18 protein-coding genes are annotated in these 14,574 nt (G+C 66.0%); 11 read left to right on the forward strand and 7 right to left on the reverse strand.

The window, feature by feature from the left end; all coding sequences use genetic code 11:
- Nucleotides 1–80: 80 nt before the first annotated feature.
- From BM031_RS11370 to flgA, 3 genes are all read right to left on the reverse strand, one after another.
- Nucleotides 81–551: a flagella synthesis protein FlgN gene (locus BM031_RS11370; RefSeq protein ID WP_091874686.1), complete on the reverse strand. Its 471-nt coding sequence runs from the start codon at nt 549–551 to the stop codon at nt 81–83.
- Between the two features lie 6 nt (nt 552–557).
- Complete coding sequence (gene flgM / locus BM031_RS11375) at nt 558–869, reverse strand: flagellar biosynthesis anti-sigma factor FlgM (protein WP_091874687.1); 312 nt, start codon at nt 867–869, stop codon at nt 558–560.
- A 118-nt stretch (nt 870–987) separates the two neighbouring features.
- A complete protein-coding gene (gene flgA / locus BM031_RS11380; protein WP_091874688.1) occupies nt 988–1,683 on the reverse strand; it encodes a flagellar basal body P-ring formation chaperone FlgA in 696 nt (231 codons plus the stop codon).
- A 166-nt stretch (nt 1,684–1,849) separates the two neighbouring features.
- Between flgA and flgB the strand changes: the two genes are divergently transcribed.
- From flgB to flgL, 11 genes are all read left to right on the forward strand, one after another.
- A complete protein-coding gene (gene flgB / locus BM031_RS11385; protein ID WP_091874689.1) occupies nt 1,850–2,269 on the forward strand; it encodes a flagellar basal body rod protein FlgB in 420 nt (139 codons plus the stop codon).
- A gap of 10 nt (nt 2,270–2,279) precedes the next feature.
- Complete coding sequence (gene flgC / locus BM031_RS11390; RefSeq protein WP_091874690.1) at nt 2,280–2,681, forward strand: flagellar basal body rod protein FlgC; 402 nt, start codon at nt 2,280–2,282, stop codon at nt 2,679–2,681.
- Nucleotides 2,682–2,693: 12 nt separating this feature from the next.
- Complete coding sequence (locus BM031_RS11395) at nt 2,694–3,407, forward strand: flagellar hook assembly protein FlgD (RefSeq protein ID WP_091874691.1); 714 nt, start codon at nt 2,694–2,696, stop codon at nt 3,405–3,407.
- 41 nt (nt 3,408–3,448) lie between these two features.
- A complete protein-coding gene (locus tag BM031_RS11400; protein WP_091874692.1) occupies nt 3,449–4,981 on the forward strand; it encodes a flagellar hook protein FlgE in 1,533 nt (510 codons plus the stop codon).
- 121 nt (nt 4,982–5,102) lie between these two features.
- Nucleotides 5,103–5,843, forward strand: coding sequence for a flagellar basal-body rod protein FlgF (gene flgF / locus BM031_RS11405; protein WP_091874693.1), 741 nt, complete (start codon nt 5,103–5,105; stop codon nt 5,841–5,843).
- A 64-nt stretch (nt 5,844–5,907) separates the two neighbouring features.
- Nucleotides 5,908–6,690 carry a flagellar basal-body rod protein FlgG gene (gene flgG, locus BM031_RS11410; RefSeq protein WP_091874694.1) on the forward strand — a complete coding sequence of 261 codons (783 nt, stop codon included), beginning with the start codon at nt 5,908–5,910 and terminating at the stop codon, nt 6,688–6,690.
- Nucleotides 6,687–7,334 (forward strand): flagellar basal body L-ring protein FlgH, encoded by a 648-nt coding sequence (locus tag BM031_RS11415; RefSeq protein WP_091874695.1) that lies wholly within the window; start codon nt 6,687–6,689, stop codon nt 7,332–7,334. The genes flgG and BM031_RS11415 overlap by 4 nt, the downstream gene beginning before the upstream one ends.
- 14 nt (nt 7,335–7,348) lie before the next feature.
- Nucleotides 7,349–8,452 carry a flagellar basal body P-ring protein FlgI gene (locus BM031_RS11420; protein ID WP_307186644.1) on the forward strand — a complete coding sequence of 368 codons (1,104 nt, stop codon included), beginning with the start codon at nt 7,349–7,351 and terminating at the stop codon, nt 8,450–8,452.
- Nucleotides 8,453–8,464: 12 nt separating this feature from the next.
- The gene (gene flgJ, locus BM031_RS11425; RefSeq protein WP_091874696.1) at nt 8,465–9,421 is read left to right on the forward strand and encodes a flagellar assembly peptidoglycan hydrolase FlgJ; all 957 of its coding nucleotides are present in this window, start codon (nt 8,465–8,467) and stop codon (nt 9,419–9,421) included.
- Nucleotides 9,422–9,505: 84 nt separating this feature from the next.
- Complete coding sequence (flgK, locus tag BM031_RS11430) at nt 9,506–11,452, forward strand: flagellar hook-associated protein FlgK (protein ID WP_091874697.1); 1,947 nt, start codon at nt 9,506–9,508, stop codon at nt 11,450–11,452.
- Nucleotides 11,453–11,475: 23 nt separating this feature from the next.
- Nucleotides 11,476–12,693: a flagellar hook-associated protein FlgL gene (flgL, locus tag BM031_RS11435; RefSeq protein ID WP_091874698.1), complete on the forward strand. Its 1,218-nt coding sequence runs from the start codon at nt 11,476–11,478 to the stop codon at nt 12,691–12,693.
- Between the two features lie 80 nt (nt 12,694–12,773).
- Here the strand turns inward: flgL and BM031_RS25510 are convergent, their stop codons facing one another.
- The 4 genes from BM031_RS25510 to fliQ all read right to left on the reverse strand — a co-directional run bounded on the left by BM031_RS25510 (nt 12,774) and on the right by fliQ (nt 14,563).
- Nucleotides 12,774–12,911: a hypothetical protein gene (locus tag BM031_RS25510; RefSeq protein WP_177207723.1), complete on the reverse strand. Its 138-nt coding sequence runs from the start codon at nt 12,909–12,911 to the stop codon at nt 12,774–12,776.
- 107 nt (nt 12,912–13,018) lie between these two features.
- Nucleotides 13,019–13,420: a DUF5329 family protein gene (locus BM031_RS11440; protein ID WP_177207724.1), complete on the reverse strand. Its 402-nt coding sequence runs from the start codon at nt 13,418–13,420 to the stop codon at nt 13,019–13,021.
- A 47-nt stretch (nt 13,421–13,467) separates the two neighbouring features.
- Complete coding sequence (fliR, locus tag BM031_RS11445) at nt 13,468–14,277, reverse strand: flagellar biosynthetic protein FliR (RefSeq protein WP_091874699.1); 810 nt, start codon at nt 14,275–14,277, stop codon at nt 13,468–13,470.
- A 16-nt stretch (nt 14,278–14,293) separates the two neighbouring features.
- Nucleotides 14,294–14,563 carry a flagellar biosynthesis protein FliQ gene (gene fliQ, locus BM031_RS11450; protein WP_091874700.1) on the reverse strand — a complete coding sequence of 90 codons (270 nt, stop codon included), beginning with the start codon at nt 14,561–14,563 and terminating at the stop codon, nt 14,294–14,296.
- Nucleotides 14,564–14,574: the final 11 nt, after the last annotated feature.

Consider the following 14,574-nt stretch of genomic DNA (forward strand, 5'->3'; position numbering starts at 1 on the left):
GCTCAGCTGTGCACGGTTTGGACGGTACGAACAGCAGAGCTCGTGTCCAAATGTCAGACCTGACCCCGAAGTTTCAACGTTTAGCCGATGACGAAATGCTTCGAGGGGCCGCTGCCGACGGTCTGGCCGCTGGCGCCGTAGACGCCGCCGGCGTCAAGGCCGGCCGGCATGCGCAGGGCGTTGAGCACGCCCTGGTTGTGCGCCAGCTGCTTGTTGATCAGCATGCCGTTGACGCGGTTCAGTTCCTTGGCGTCGCGGGCCTGCACCAGCAGGGCTTCCCACTGGGCGCGCGCTTCGGCGCTGCCGCCTACGGCCAGCCAGGGTTCCATGCCGGCTTCCGAGGCTTCGCAGCCGGCGGCGGCGAGCGCCGCGTGGCGCTGGGCCGACAGGGCGGCCAGTTGTTGCAGCAGGGTGTTCTTGCGCGGAGTAAGTTCTGCCAGCCCGTCGGCGTCCGCTGCGACCAGCAGCGTTTGTTCCTGCTTCATCAGCTCCACCAGGGAGATGACGTGTTGCTGTTCTGCGGCGAGGGTCGTGATCGGGCTGGTAGGCATGGAAGTTTATCGCTTGCGTGAATGGAGCAAGTCGCGCACGGTGTCGAGCAGCCCGTCGGCGACTTTCTCGGAATTGACCTGGAACTGGCCATCGGCGATGGCCAGCTTGATGCGTTCGACTTTCTTGGTGTCGAACACCTGGTTGCTGCCTGCCACGGCGCCGGCCATGGCCTGTCCCTGCGAGGACAGGCGCACGCTGTCGGTGGCGGCCGGGGTGGCGGCGGTGCTCGCGGTCCTGTCGGCGCCGCGGGTGTTGTTGGCCGGCGTCGTGGCCGGCTGAAGGCCTGGGTTGCCCTTGACGGTATCGTTGATTTTCACAGCATCATCCTTCTCGGTCCGGAGCGGAAACTCCGGTATCTGCATCGTGTATCGGCAAGGATTTCACAAACTTTAGCGCAGAAAAGGGGTGGGCGTGAAAATAGGCGCCGGCCTGGGGCTAGATCGCGACTTCGATGATGCCGCCGGCGCGCGCGGTGCCGCTGACGACCGTGCCGGACTGGGTGCGGGCCTGCGCCACCTGGCCTTCGCCGGCATTGGCGAGCGCGCGGCCTTCGCTCGAGACCGAGAAATTCGATCCTTTCGAGACCAGCCGCACCGCCTGGCCCTGCTGCACCACCGGCCGCGACTTGAGCGTGTCCAGGCGCAGCGGCGTGCCGGCCTGCAGCGAGGCGGTGGGCGTGCGGCCGACAGCCTGGGCCATGTCGGTGATGATGCCGTTTGGCATGGCGGCGATGTCGCCCTTCATCATGACCAGCTGGCCGGCGTCGACCGGCTGGCCCTGGGCCAGCGGCACGGCGGCGGCGACGTAGTCGGCCACCACGCTCACCGTGGCCTGGATGTAGATGGTCCAGGGCGCGGGCGCGGTGCAGCGCACCCCGACCGTTGTTTTTCCCCACGCCCGCGCGCCCGGCTGCTGGAAGGCTTCCGGGGCAGGGCAGGCCGCCAGGCTGGTGCGCGGGTCGACCGCGCCCACTTTGACCGTCACCTGGCCGGGCAGACCGGCGACCTGGGTCTGCAGGTATTGTTCGACGACCGTGCGCAGCGCGGGCAGGTTCTGGCGCTGGGCCAGCTGCTGCTGGGCGCAGGCAAGCGGCGCGGCAAGGAAGAGCAGTGCGGCGAGATGGCGTTTCATGGAAGTCCAACCTGGGAAACTGGGAATGCTGCCATTCTAGGCAGCGTGATTCCCTGGTGAAACTTTGAATAGCCGGGTTTTGCCGTCCTTTCTCCATCGATTGCCTGTTGTTGCCCGTCCGTATGATCGGTGCTGTCCCAATACGCATCAAATCCCAGGAGGCGGCATGATCGGCAAAGTCGACCAGTACTTAGGTTTCAATGAAGCAGCCCTGTCCCTGCGCGCCCAGCGCCAGGAACTGCTGGCGTCGAACATCGCCAATGCCGATACGCCCAACTACAAGGCACGCGACATCGACTTCAGCGCCGCGCTGCAGGGCGCGCTGGCCAGCAAGGGCGCCGCATCCGGGCCGCTGGCCACCACCACCCAGGGCCACATCGGCCGCGGCGCGCCGACCGGCGACATGCTGTCCAACGGCACCCCGGTGATGTACCGCGGGGTGGTGCAGGGCAGCGTCGACGGCAATACCGTCGATATGGACCAGGAACGCAACCAGTTCGCCGACAACGCGCTGCGCTACGAAGCCGGGATCACGATGATCAACCACCAGATCAAGGGCCTGCTGGCGGCCATCCAGGGCCAGTAAGGGATAACGCATGTCGCTATTTAATATCTTCAATGTGTCCGGCTCCGCGATGAGCGCCCAGGCCCAGCGCCTGAACACCGTCGCCAGCAACCTGGCCAATGCCGACAGCGCCTCCAGCCCCAGCGGCGAAGCCTACCGCGCCAAGGCGGTGGTGTTCGAGTCGGTGCCGACCCAGTCCGGCGCCACCGGGGTGCGGGTGCGCGAAGTGGTCGAGGACCCGTCGCCGCTCAAGCAGGTCTACGACCCCAAGCACCCGATGGCCGACGACAAGGGCTATGTGGCGATGCCGAACGTGAACGTGGTCGACGAGATGGTGAACATGCTGTCGGCCTCGCGCTCCTACCAGACCAACGTCGAGACCATGAACGCGGCCAAGACCATGTTGCTCAAGACCCTGACCCTCGGCCAATAAGACTAGACCACCATGACTACCGCAACCAATACCGCCGCCGCCTCCCCCCGGGTCACCGACCTGATGTCGACCATGAACGCCAAGAAGGTCGAGGTCGATGGCGTCCAGGCCGACACCGATAAGTTCATGACCCTGCTGGTTACCCAGCTGAAGAACCAGGATCCGCTGAATCCGCTCGACAACGCGCAGGTCACCAGCCAGCTGGCCCAGCTCTCGACCGTCACCGGGGTCAACAAGCTCAACGCCACGCTGGAATCGCTCAAGACCAGCTACCAGTCGTCCGAAGCGATGCAGGCGACCAACCTGATCGGCCACGGCGTGCTGGTCGAGGGCAACAAGCTGGGCCTGAACAGCGGCAAGGCCATCCTCGGCGTCGAGCTGGCCAGCGCAGCCGACAAGGTGCAGGTGGTAATCACCAGTTCCAGCACCGGCAAGGAAGTCGCCACCATCGACCTCGGCGCCCAGGATGCCGGCATTGTCCCGATCGCCTGGGACGGCGTGCCCGACCCGACCAGGGTCGACGCCGACGGCAAGCCGGTTACCCTGCCCGATGGCATGTACACGTACAAGGTCGTCGCCAGCCGCGGCGGCGAGCCGATGAAAGACGCCAAGACCCTGTCCTTCGACAGCGTCGCCAGCGTGACCACCGGCGGCAAGGACGGCATCAAGCTGAACCTGCCGGTGAAGGGTTCCGTCACCCTGGCCGATATCAAACAAGTCCTGTAAGCCAGCCGCTTACCTTACTCACCCCATTCCAGGAGTACACCATGTCTTTCCAACAAGGCCTGAGCGGCTTGAACGGCGCTGCCAAAGCCCTCGACGTCATCGGTAACAATATCGCCAACTCGAGCACCGTCGGCTTCAAGGGCTCGACCACCCAGTTCGCCGACGTCTACGCCAGTTCGCTCAACGGCGCCGGCGGCATTTCGCCCGGCATCGGCGTGAAAGTGGCGGGCATTGCCCAGCAGTTCACCCAGGGTAACGTCGAAGCCTCGAATAACCCGCTCGACATCGCCATCAACGGCGCCGGCTTCTTCCGTACTGAAACCTCCGGCATGGTGCAATACAGCCGCAATGGCCAGTTTTCGATGGACAAAGGTGGTTTCCTGATCAATGCGCAGGGCGCGAAACTGACCGGCTACGGCCTCAACGCCAATGGCCAGCTGGCTGCCGGCGCCCCGGTGCCGCTGCGGATCGATTCTTCCGACCTGTCCCCGGTGGCCACCAAGGAAGTCGAGGTGGAGCTGAACCTCGACTCCCGCAGCGTGACCCCGACCAACACGCCGTTCGACGCCACCGACCCGACCACCTATAACAAGCAGACCCCGATGAGCGTGTACGACACGCTGGGCAACCCGCATGTCCTGTCGACCTTCTACGTGAAATCGGGCCCGGGCACCTGGAGCGTGTACGCCGCCAACGACGGCATCGAAGTGACCAACCTGGCCGTGGCGGCCGCCGCCCAGGGCACCGGCCCGACCTTTGCCGCGGTGAACACCGCCCGCGCAGCCTGGGAAACCGCCACCAAGGCGGTGCCGCAGGTGCCGGCCACCTTGACCGCCGCCCTCGGCGCCTACGCCACCGCGGCGGCGGGCATGGTCTCGGCCGCCGCCACCGCGGCCGACCCGGACGCCGACGTGGCCGTGATCGCCGCCGCCGCCGCCAAGGCCGCCGCAGTGCCAGGCGCGACCGCGGAAGAAGTCGACGCCGCCATCACCGACGCCGTCAATGTCAAGTCGGCGCCGGTCGGCACGCTGGTATTCGATACCAACGGCGCCCTGAACAAGACCCTGTCGACAACCGGCGGCAACCTGGCGATCCCGCTGCCGGTGTTCCCTCCGACCGGCGCCGAACCGATCCTGCCGATCCAGATCGATTTCGACGGCACCACCCAGTACGGCACCGGCACCAGCGAAAAGCGGCTGGTCCAGGACGGCTACGCGGCCGGCAGCCTGCAGCGTTTCAGCACCGGCCAGGATGGCGTGATCCTGGGCCAGTACAGCAACGGCCAGACCAGGCCGCTGGGCCAGGTGATCCTCGCGAACTTTACCAACCCGAACGGGCTGGAGCCGCTGGGTAACAACGCCTGGGCCGAATCGTCCACCTCGGGCGTGCCGCTGGTCGGCACGCCAAACTCGGGCAGCATGGGCGTGCTGCAATCGTCGGCGGTGGAAAGCTCGAACGTCGACCTGACCGCCGAACTGGTCAACATGATCACCGCCCAGCGCGTGTACCAGGCCAACGCGCAGACCATCAAGACCCAGGATTCGGTCCTGCAGACCCTGGTCAACCTGCGCTAATAGCTTGGCGAACGTTCGTTGAACGCGCGGTCGGGAGACCCGACCACCCTACGGTAGGGTGGTCGGCTCCGCCGACCGCGCGTCCAGCCAGCCCCAGCACAGCCGCAACAAGGAAAAAAACATGGACCGCCTGATCTACACTGCCGCCAGCGGCGCCAAGCACATCCTGGACCAGCAGGCCACGACCTCGAACAACCTGGCCAATGTGAACACCACGGGCTTCCGGGCCCAGCTAGACATGTTCCGCGCCGTGCCGGTGGAAAGCCAGGGCTTGCCAACGCGCGCCTTCGTGGTCAATACCAGTCCGGCCTCCGATTTCTCGTCGGGCGCGCTGCAGGTCACCGGGCGCGACCTGGACGTGGCGATCAAGGGGCAGGGCTGGCTGGCGGTGCAGATGCCCGACGGCACCGAAGCCTATACCCGCAACGGTTCGCTCCAGACCAGCCCGAACGGCCTGCTCACCACCGCCGGCGGCGCGACGATTGCCGGCGAGGGCGGCCCGATCACGATCCCGCCCGACGTCAACATCGCGGTCGGCGGCGACGGCACCATCTCGACCATCTCCACCGCCGAGCAGCAGGCGGTGGCCAATGTCCTGGGGCGCCTGAAGCTGGTCAATCCACCGGCGGAAAACCTGGTGCGCGGCGACGACGGCCTGTTCCGCCTGAAGGACGGCGCCACCGCCCAGCCGGATGCCACCGTCAGCGTGGCCGGCGGTGCGCTCGAGGGCAGCAATGTCAGCGCGATCGATTCGATGGTCAACATGATCTCTTTGGCACGTTCTTTCGATACCCAAATGAGCCTGTTGAAGAACGCCGAGAATAACGCCGCGAAAGCCACCCAGATCCTCGCTTTGAATTGATAGTTGCTGCAGCATAATTCTCCTGTACGTGGCGGACCGTGTCCGCTGCACTTAGGAGAATTCCATGATCCGTTCGCTGTTTATTGCCAAGACCGGCCTCGAAGCGCAGCAGACCAACCTCGACGTCATCACCAACAACCTCGCCAACGTCAGCACCAACGGCTTCAAGCGTTCGCGTGCGGTGTTCGAGGACCTGCTGTACCAGAACGTGCGCCAGCCAGGCGCGCAAAGCTCGCAGCAATCCAACCTGCCTTCCGGCCTGCAGATCGGTACCGGTGTGCGCACCGTCGCCACCGAGCGCATCTTCACCCAGGGTAATCCCCAGCTGACCGGCAATTCGAAGGACGTCATGGTCAATGGCTCGGGTTTCTTCCCGGTGCTGCTGCCGGACGGCACCCAGGCCTATACCCGCGACGGCTCGTTCCAGACCGACGCCAACGGCCAGCTGGTCACCGCCAGCGGCTTCGTCGTCCAGCCCGCCATCACCATCCCGAATAATGCGGAGTCGATCACCGTCGGCCGCGACGGCGTGGTGTCGGTCAAGCTGCCCGGCAGCGTCGCCCCGACCCAGGTCGGCACGCTGCAGCTGGCCACCTTCATCAACCCGGCCGGCCTGGAATCGCGCGGCGAGAACCTCTACGTCGAGACCGGCGCCTCGGGCAACCCGAACCTGAACGTTCCCGGCACCAATGGCTCCGGTGTCTTGATGCAGGGCTATGTCGAATCTTCGAACGTGAACGTGGTCGAGGAAATGGTCAACATGATCCAGACCCAGCGCGCCTACGAGATCAACAGCAAGGCGATCACCACTTCCGACCAGATGCTGCAGAAACTGTCCCAGTTATGAAAAACACACTCGTCATCGTTGCGCTGGCCCTGGTGGCCGGCTGCTCGACCACCCCAAGCTCCATCGTCCAGGGCCCGACCTCGTCGCGCCCGATGCTGGTGCAGGCCGCGCCAGCCAACGACGGCGCCATCTACAACGCGAACAGCTACCGCCCGATGTTCGAAGACCGCCGCGCGCGCCATATCGGCGACCTGCTGACGATCAACATCACCGAGCGCACCTCGGCCGGCAAGTCCGGCGCCACCACCGGCAGCAAGTCGGGCAGCGCCAGCTTCACGGTGCCGGGCCCGCTGCAGGCCAAGCTCGGTGCGGGCGTGGGGCTGGAAGGGGCGAACAAGTTCGCCGACGCCGACACCCAGAGCGCGTCGAACAATTTCACGGGCACCATCGGCGTCACCGTCACCGAAGTGCTGGCCAACGGCAACCTGATCGTCGCCGGCGAGAAGCAGGTCGCCATGAACAAGGGCATCGAGTACATCCGCTTCTCGGGCATGGTCGCGCCGGACACGATCCAGCCGGGCAATATGGTCTCGTCGACCGTGATCGCCGACGCGCGCGTCGAATACCGCACCAACAGCCGCGTCGACAAGGCCGAGATGAGCAATATGCTGTCGCGCTTCTTCCAGTCCGTGCTGCCGTTCTGAGGATGACCATGCGCATGAAACTCACTTCGCTTGCCCTGCTGTGCGCGCTCTTCGCGGGCGCCGCGCCGCTGGCCCAGGCCGAGCGCCTGAAGGACCTCGCCAGCATCGCCGGCGTGCGCCAGAACCAGTTGTCGGGCTACGGTATCGTCGTGGGCCTGGACGGCACCGGCGACCAGACCAGCCAGACCCCGTTCACCGTGCAGTCGATCCAGGCGATGCTGGCGCAAAAGGGCGTCAACCTGCCGCCGGGCACCCAGCTGCAGCTGAAGAACGTCGCCGCCGTGATGGTCACCACCGCGCTGCCGGCCTTCGCCCAGCCGGGCCAGGCGATCGACATCACGGTGTCGTCGATCGGCAACGCGAAGAGCCTGCGCGGCGGTACGCTGCTGATGACCCCGCTGCACGGCGCCGATGGCCAGGTGTACGCCATGGCCCAGGGCAATGTGCTGGTCGGCGGCGTCGGCGCCCAGTCCGGCGGCGCGCAAGTGCAGGTCAACCACCTGTCGGTGGGCAAGATTTCCAGCGGCGCCACGGTGGAGCGCGCCGTCGCCTCGAACCTCGGCGCCGACAACCAGATCCGCCTCGAACTGAACCAGACCGATTTCTCGACCGCCGCGCGGGTGGTGGAAGCCATCAACGACCAGTTCGGCGCCGGCATCGCTACCGCGCTGGACGGGCGCGTGATCCGCGTGCGCACCCCGTCGTCGAGCGACCAGCGGGTGGCCTTCATTGGTCAGCTAGAAAGCATCGACATCAATCGAGCCAAAGATTCAGCAAAGGTCGTCATGAATGCCCGCACCGGCTCGGTCGTGATGAACCAGGCCGTGATGCTCGACAATTGCGCGATCTCGCACGGCAACCTCACCGTGACGGTGGGCGCCGAATCGAACGTCAGCCAGCCGGCCCCGGGCTCGCGCGGCCAGACCGTGGTGACGCAATCGAACTCGGTCGATGTCAAGAAAGACCCGGGCCGCGTGCTGATGATCAAGGGCGGCGCGTCCTTGGGCGAAGTGGTGAAAGCCATGAATGCGATCGGCACCACCCCGCAAGACCTGCTGGCCATCCTGCAGGCGCTCAAGGCCGCCGGTTCGCTGCGCGCCGAACTCGAGATCATTTAATAAAGACTCCCCATGATCGGCTCTCCTTCCACTGACCTTACAGCCAAGTTCGCCCTCGACACCAAGGGCCTGGGCGAACTCAAGCAATCGGCCAAGGCCGGCTCGCCAGCCGCGCTGAAGGAAGCGGCCACCCAGTTCGAAGCCATGTTCATCAACATGATGATGAAGAGCATGCGCGACGCCACCCCGCAGGAGGGGATGCTGGACAACCAGCAAAGCAAGATGTTCACCGGCATGCTGGACCAGCAGATGAGCCAGAACCTGGCCAAGCGCGGCATGGGCCTGGCCGACGTGCTGACCCGCCAGCTCAGTTCCAACGCCGTGGGCGCGCAGGCGCTGGCGATCGGCGCCGATGGCGTGGCCGCCGGCAAGGCCGCCGAAGCCGCTTCCGCGATCGCGCCCCTGAACGGCATGCGTCCAGGGATGGACGCGGCCACCATGATCAAGACCGGCGCCACCCAGCCGGGCTCGCCGGCACTGGCGCTCACCACCGCGAGCGGCCGGGTGCAGGCGCCGCACGTGCGCTCGTTCCAGGAAAAGCTGCATGCCCACGCCGCCGAAGCCGAGCGCGCCACCGGCGTGCCGGCCAAGTTCATGCTGGGCCAGGCGGCGCTGGAAAGCGGCTGGGGCAAGCGCATGATCCGCAACGCCGACGGCAGCAACAGCAACAACCTGTTCGGCATCAAGGCCGGCCCTGGCTGGAAGGGCAAGGTCGCCACCGCCGTGACCACCGAATACGTCAATGGCAAGGCCCAGACCCGGGTCGAGAAATTCCGTGCCTACGACACCCCGGCCGACTCGTTCAAGGATTACGCCAACATGCTGGCCAAGAACCCGCGCTACGAAAAAGTGCTGGCCAGCGGCGGCGACGCCTCGGCCTTCGCCCACGGCCTGCAGCGCGCCGGCTATGCGACCGACCCGAACTACGCGTCCAAGCTGACCCGCATCATCAAGCACTCGCTGGCCTAAGCCGCCGGCGGGGCTTGTCGAAACGCCAAGTCAAGTTTTCGCAAAAATTGCCGTTGATAGAACAGTCAGAGAAAGAAAGAAAATATGTCCGGTAACCTCCTTAGCATTGGCAAGACTGGCCTGTTCGCCGCACAGGCGGGCCTGTCGACGACCGGTCACAACATCACCAATGCCAACGTGGCCGGCTATAACCGCCAGGTCGTGGTGCAGGCCACCGGCCCGATGCTCGATACCGGCGTCGGCTTCCTGGGCACCGGCACCCAGGTGTCCCAGATCAAGCGCTACAGCGACGAATTCCTCAACGTGCAGGTGCGTAACGCCCAGGCCAGCAAGAGCGGCCTGGAGTCGTATCACGCCCAGATCAGCCAGATCGACAACATGCTGGCCGACCAGACCGCCGGCCTGTCGCCGTCGCTGCAGAGCTTCTTCAAGGGTGTGCAGGACATGGCCGCGAACCGCGCCTCGGTGCCTTCGCGTCAGGCGATGCTGTCCGGTGCCGAGACCCTGGCCACGCGCTTCCAGGCGCTCGACACGCGCCTGGGCGAGATCCGCGAAGGCGTGAACAGCACCATCGAGGCCAGCGTTACGATGATCAATTCCTACGCCAACCAGATCGCCGACCTGAACGACAAGATAGGTACCTTCGCCGCGGCCCAGCAGCATGCGCCGAACGACCTGCTGGACAAGCGCGACCAGCTGGTGATGGAGCTGAACACCCACGTCAAGGCCACCGTGACCCCGGGCGACAACAACAGCGTGACGGTGTCGATCGGCAGCGGCCAGCCGCTGGTGGTGGGCCAGCGCGCCTTCCAGCTGGCGGCCGCCAAGTCGCCGACCGACCAGACCCGCCTCGAAGTGGGCTACATGACCGGTTCGCGCGTCACGGTGCTGTCCGACAGCGCCCTGTCCGGCGGCACCCTCGGCGGCGCGCTCGAGTTCCGCAGCAAGACCCTGGATCCGACCCAGAGCGCGCTGGGCAAGGTGGCGATCGGCATGGCGCTGGAATTCAACGCCCAGCACAAACTCGGCCTGGACCAGAAGGGCGACCCGGGCGGCGACTTCTTCAGCGTGGCGCCGGCCTACGTGGGCCGGAACAGCAACAACGCCGTCACCAGCACCACCGAGGTCACGGCCGTCGTCAGCGACATCGCCAACCTGGCCGACAGCGACCTGAAGGTCGAGTACGACGGCAGCAAGTACATGGTCACCCGCCTGTCGGACAAGGCCCAGATGGAGTACACCGGCGCGGGCGCGACCCAGACCATGTTCGGCATCGACTTCAAGATCACCGGCGCGTCCGCCAAGGGCGACGAGTTCCTGGTGCGCCCGACCATCGGCGGCGCCGCCAACTTCAACGTGCTGGTCAAGGACGTGGCCGGCATCGCTGCTGCCGCGCCGATCGCCACCAGCTCGCCGCTCACCAATACCGGCACCGCCAAGATCAGCGCCGGAACGGTGAGCAAGGACTTCCTGGACAGCCCGCCTGCGCTGCCGGTGACGCTCACTTTCGACAAGGCCACCGGCAACCTGGGCGGCTTCCCCGGCGCCACGGTGCAGGTGACCAAGAGCGACGGCAGCACCAGCTCGGTCGCCGCCGGCAGCGTGAAGTTCTTCGAAGGCGCCACCTACACCTTTGGCGGCGTCAGCGTCACCATGTCCGGCGCGCCGGGCGATGGCGACGAGTTCAAGATTTCTGGCAACAGCGGCGGCGTCGGCGACGTGCGCAACATCGGCCTGCTGGGCGACCTGCAGACCAAGAACATCTTCAACAACGGCACCGCCACCCTGCAATCGTCCTATGCCCAGCTGGTCAGCACGGTGGGCAACAAGACCCGCGAAGTGCAGGTCAACGGCAAGGCCGCCGAAGCGCTGCTGACCCAGGCCCAGGCCAGCGCCGGCAACGTCTCGGGCGTGAACCTGGACGAGGAAGCCACCAACCTGATCAAGTACCAGCAGGCCTACCAGGCCGCGGGCAAGGTCATGCAGATCGCCGGCACCATCTTCGACACCCTGCTGTCGATCGGCCGCTAACCCCGCACCAGCACGAGGCTCCCATGCGCATCAGTACCTATTCGATTTTCAATAACGCGACCTCGCAACTGAACTCGCTGCAAAGCGCGCTGTCGCGTACCCAGGCGCAGATGTCGGCCAATACCCGCATCCTGACCCCGGCCGACGACCCGGTGGCCTCGGCCCGTGCGCTCGAAGTGAGCCAGTCGAAGGAAATGAACACCCAGTTTGCCACCAACCGCGACAGCGCACGCTCGTCGCTGGGGACTGTGGAAGGCGCGCTGCAGAATGCCGGCACGCTCCTGATCAATATCCAGCAGCTGGCGGTCAGCGCCGGCAATGCCGCCATGCTGCCGGCCGACCGGCGCGCGCTGGCGACCGAACTGGAAGGGCGCCTGGAAGACCTGATGGGCGTGGCCAACAGCACCGACGGCGCCGGCGGCTACCTGTTCTCCGGCTATATGGCGACCACCCAGCCATTCAGCCGCACCGCCGAGGGCGCGCGCTACGACGGCGACCAGGGCCAGCGCCAGCTGCAGGTCGGGGCGTCGCGCCGCATGCCGCTGTCGGCCTCGGGCAGCGCCGTGTTCGAAAACAACGCTACCGGCAATGGCAGCTTCCAAACCCAGGCCACCGGCGGCAATACCGGCACCGGCGTCATCTCGTCCGGTTCCGTGATCGACCGCAACGCATCGCAGGGCAAGAGCTTCACGCTGACCTTCGCCGTGAGCGGCACGCCGGCCCAGACCACCTACACCGCCGTCGATACCTCCACCACCCCGCCCACCACCTACCCGAGCCAGGCCTACGAGGCGGGCAAGGCGATCACGCTGGGCGGCACGAGTTTCGACATCAAGGGGGCGCCGGCAGATGGCGACAGCTTCACGCTGGCGCCGAGCACCAAGCAGTCCGTGTTCGAGACCATCACCGACCTGATCGCCACGCTGCGCTCGCCGTCCGACACGGCGGCCGACAAGTCGGCTTATACGAACGGGCTCAATACGGCGCTGGACAACCTGAAGTCGGCCCACGACAACGTGCTGACGGTGCAGGCATCGGTGGGCGCCCACCTGAAGGAACTGGATTACCTGGACAGCGCCGGCGACGACCTCGACATCCAGTACGCGGCCACCCTGGGCGACCTGCAGGACCTGGACATGGTCAAGGCCATCTCCGATTTCTCGATGCAGCAGACCACCCTGCAGGCGGCGCAGATGTCGTTCAAGACGATGTCGGGGCTGTCGCTGTTCAACTACCTGTAAGGCGGGAATCAGCTGTTCGGGCCAGGCGCTGCTGGCTGGGGGATGGGTGCGGCGGCGCCTGGCGCCGCCGGGGTACTGCGTTAGTCGTACTGGTAACCCTGGATCACGTAGGGCTGGGCGAACATCTCGACAGCGCGGCGCAGCTTCGCGCGCAAACCTGCGGACAGGCGCGGGAACAGCGGGGCGGCCTGGCGGTACTCGATGGCAGCAGTGGTCATGGTCATTCCTTCCTTGCGGCAATAAACAATGACGACAGCTTAGCCCGCAACCAGAAATTAATCCAATCGCTATTTCGAATCACCGCGATACACAAAAAACATAACACTTACGGCCGGATCCTTGCACCCGGCTCCCGCAGCTGCCGCAGTTCCCTGTTCAACCACTCCGCGCTGTCCACCAGGCCACCGGTGCCGCACTTGACCCGGTACGCCCTGCCCGACAAACTGCTTTTCGACGCGGCAGCGTCGATGAACTGCTCGGTGCTGGCCAGCGCCGCCTTTTCCCTGTTCTCGATGTAGTCGAGCTTGCGCAGCAGGTGGCTGCGGGCGTCGGCCGCGCTGTGCCAACTGCGGTTGCGTTCGAACTGGCAGCCGGAGGAGTGCAGTTTCACCAACAAGGAGGTGATTTCGGCGCGCACCGGCGCCGGCGTCGGTGCGGCGCGCGCACCAAGGGCAAAGCCGGCGCACAGGAAGGCGGCCAGGGCGTTGTAATGGCGGGGGAGTGTCATCGGCGTACAGGTCGGGTCGGGATGGCCGATTCTAGCGTGGCGCCGGCCTAGCCCGGCGCGGGCCTGGCCGGCGTCACGGCCGCGGCGCGCGGCGCCGCGCGGCCGGCCTCGATCCCCTGGTTGAACAGGTTGACGATCGGCATGCCGAGGTAGGGCATGGCCAGGCTCAGGGTCAGGAAGCCCACGCCCAGGGTCACCGGGAAGCCGATACCGAAGATGTTCAGCTGCGGCGCGGCGCGCGTCAGGATGCCCAGCGCCACGTTGGTGATCAGGAGCGCCGCCACGATCGGCAGCGCCAATTGCAGGCCGCTGGAGAAGATGCGTCCGCCCCAGCGCGCCAGTTCGAGCGGCGCGTTGCCGGAAAACGGCGTGCTGGAGATCGGCATCGTGACGAAGCTTTCGGCCAGCGCCGCCAGCAGCACCAGGTGGGCGTTCACGGCCAGGAAGGCCATGGTGGCCACCAGCGTCAGGAACTGGGCCACGGCGGCCGAGCGGCCGCGCGAATTGGGGTCGAAGAAGACGGCGAAGCCCAGGCCCATCGTCATGCTGGCCACTTCGCCGGCATACTCGATGGCGGCGAACACGACGCGCATGGCGAAGCCCATCGCCACGCCGATCAGGAGTTCCTTCACCAGGATCAAGAGGCCCGCCCACGAGGTCGGGTCGAGCGCCGGGCCGGCGGGAACGGTGGGCGCGATCACGGCGGCCAGCAGCACGCCGAGCGAGAGCTTGATCGACATCGGCACGCCGGCATTGCCGAACAGCGGCGCGCTGGCGACCAGGCCGAGGATGCGCGTGAGCGGCCACAGCAGCCCCACGATCCAGGCGTTCATCTCGCCGGTAGACAGGCTCAGCATGCGCGCAGGCCGCCGCTTACCCGACCATGCCTGGGATGCCGGTAAAGATCCCGCGCATATAGTCCAGCATGACCGACAGCATCCACGGCCCGGCCACGACCAGCGCGATGAAGATGCCGACCAGTTTCGGGATGAAGGACAGGGTCGCTTCGTTGATCTGGGTGGCGGCCTGGAAGATGCTGATGATCAGGCCGATGATCAGGGCCACCAGCAGCAGCGGGGCCGAGACCATCAGGGTCACTTCCATCGCCGTGCGGCCCATCGTCATGACGGATTCGGGAGTCATGCCTGGCCTTC

The sequence above is a fragment of the Massilia yuzhufengensis genome (genome assembly GCF_900112225.1).
In the GTDB taxonomy this organism is placed as follows: Bacteria; Pseudomonadota; Gammaproteobacteria; order Burkholderiales; family Burkholderiaceae_D; genus Telluria; species Telluria yuzhufengensis.

Excerpts from the sequence above, each read along its gene's own strand:
- BM031_RS11370 (WP_091874686.1), bottom strand. The coding sequence starts at position 551 with ATGCCTACCAGCCCGATCACGACCCTCGCCGCAGAACAGCAACACGTC.
- flgA (WP_091874688.1), bottom strand. The coding sequence starts at position 1,683 with ATGAAACGCCATCTCGCCGCACTGCTCTTCCTTGCCGCGCCGCTTGCC.
- flgB (WP_091874689.1), top strand. The coding sequence starts at position 1,850 with ATGATCGGCAAAGTCGACCAGTACTTAGGTTTCAATGAAGCAGCCCTG.
- flgC (WP_091874690.1), top strand. The coding sequence starts at position 2,280 with ATGTCGCTATTTAATATCTTCAATGTGTCCGGCTCCGCGATGAGCGCC.
- BM031_RS11395 (WP_091874691.1), top strand. The coding sequence starts at position 2,694 with ATGACTACCGCAACCAATACCGCCGCCGCCTCCCCCCGGGTCACCGAC.
- BM031_RS11400 (WP_091874692.1), top strand. The coding sequence starts at position 3,449 with ATGTCTTTCCAACAAGGCCTGAGCGGCTTGAACGGCGCTGCCAAAGCC.
- flgF (WP_091874693.1), top strand. The coding sequence starts at position 5,103 with ATGGACCGCCTGATCTACACTGCCGCCAGCGGCGCCAAGCACATCCTG.
- flgG (WP_091874694.1), top strand. The coding sequence starts at position 5,908 with ATGATCCGTTCGCTGTTTATTGCCAAGACCGGCCTCGAAGCGCAGCAG.
- BM031_RS11415 (WP_091874695.1), top strand. The coding sequence starts at position 6,687 with ATGAAAAACACACTCGTCATCGTTGCGCTGGCCCTGGTGGCCGGCTGC.
- BM031_RS11420 (WP_307186644.1), top strand. The coding sequence starts at position 7,349 with ATGAAACTCACTTCGCTTGCCCTGCTGTGCGCGCTCTTCGCGGGCGCC.
- flgJ (WP_091874696.1), top strand. The coding sequence starts at position 8,465 with ATGATCGGCTCTCCTTCCACTGACCTTACAGCCAAGTTCGCCCTCGAC.
- flgK (WP_091874697.1), top strand. The coding sequence starts at position 9,506 with ATGTCCGGTAACCTCCTTAGCATTGGCAAGACTGGCCTGTTCGCCGCA.
- flgL (WP_091874698.1), top strand. The coding sequence starts at position 11,476 with ATGCGCATCAGTACCTATTCGATTTTCAATAACGCGACCTCGCAACTG.
- BM031_RS25510 (WP_177207723.1), bottom strand. The coding sequence starts at position 12,911 with ATGACCACTGCTGCCATCGAGTACCGCCAGGCCGCCCCGCTGTTCCCG.
- BM031_RS11440 (WP_177207724.1), bottom strand. The coding sequence starts at position 13,420 with ATGACACTCCCCCGCCATTACAACGCCCTGGCCGCCTTCCTGTGCGCC.
- fliR (WP_091874699.1), bottom strand. The coding sequence starts at position 14,277 with ATGCTGAGCCTGTCTACCGGCGAGATGAACGCCTGGATCGTGGGGCTG.
- fliQ (WP_091874700.1), bottom strand. The coding sequence starts at position 14,563 with ATGACTCCCGAATCCGTCATGACGATGGGCCGCACGGCGATGGAAGTG.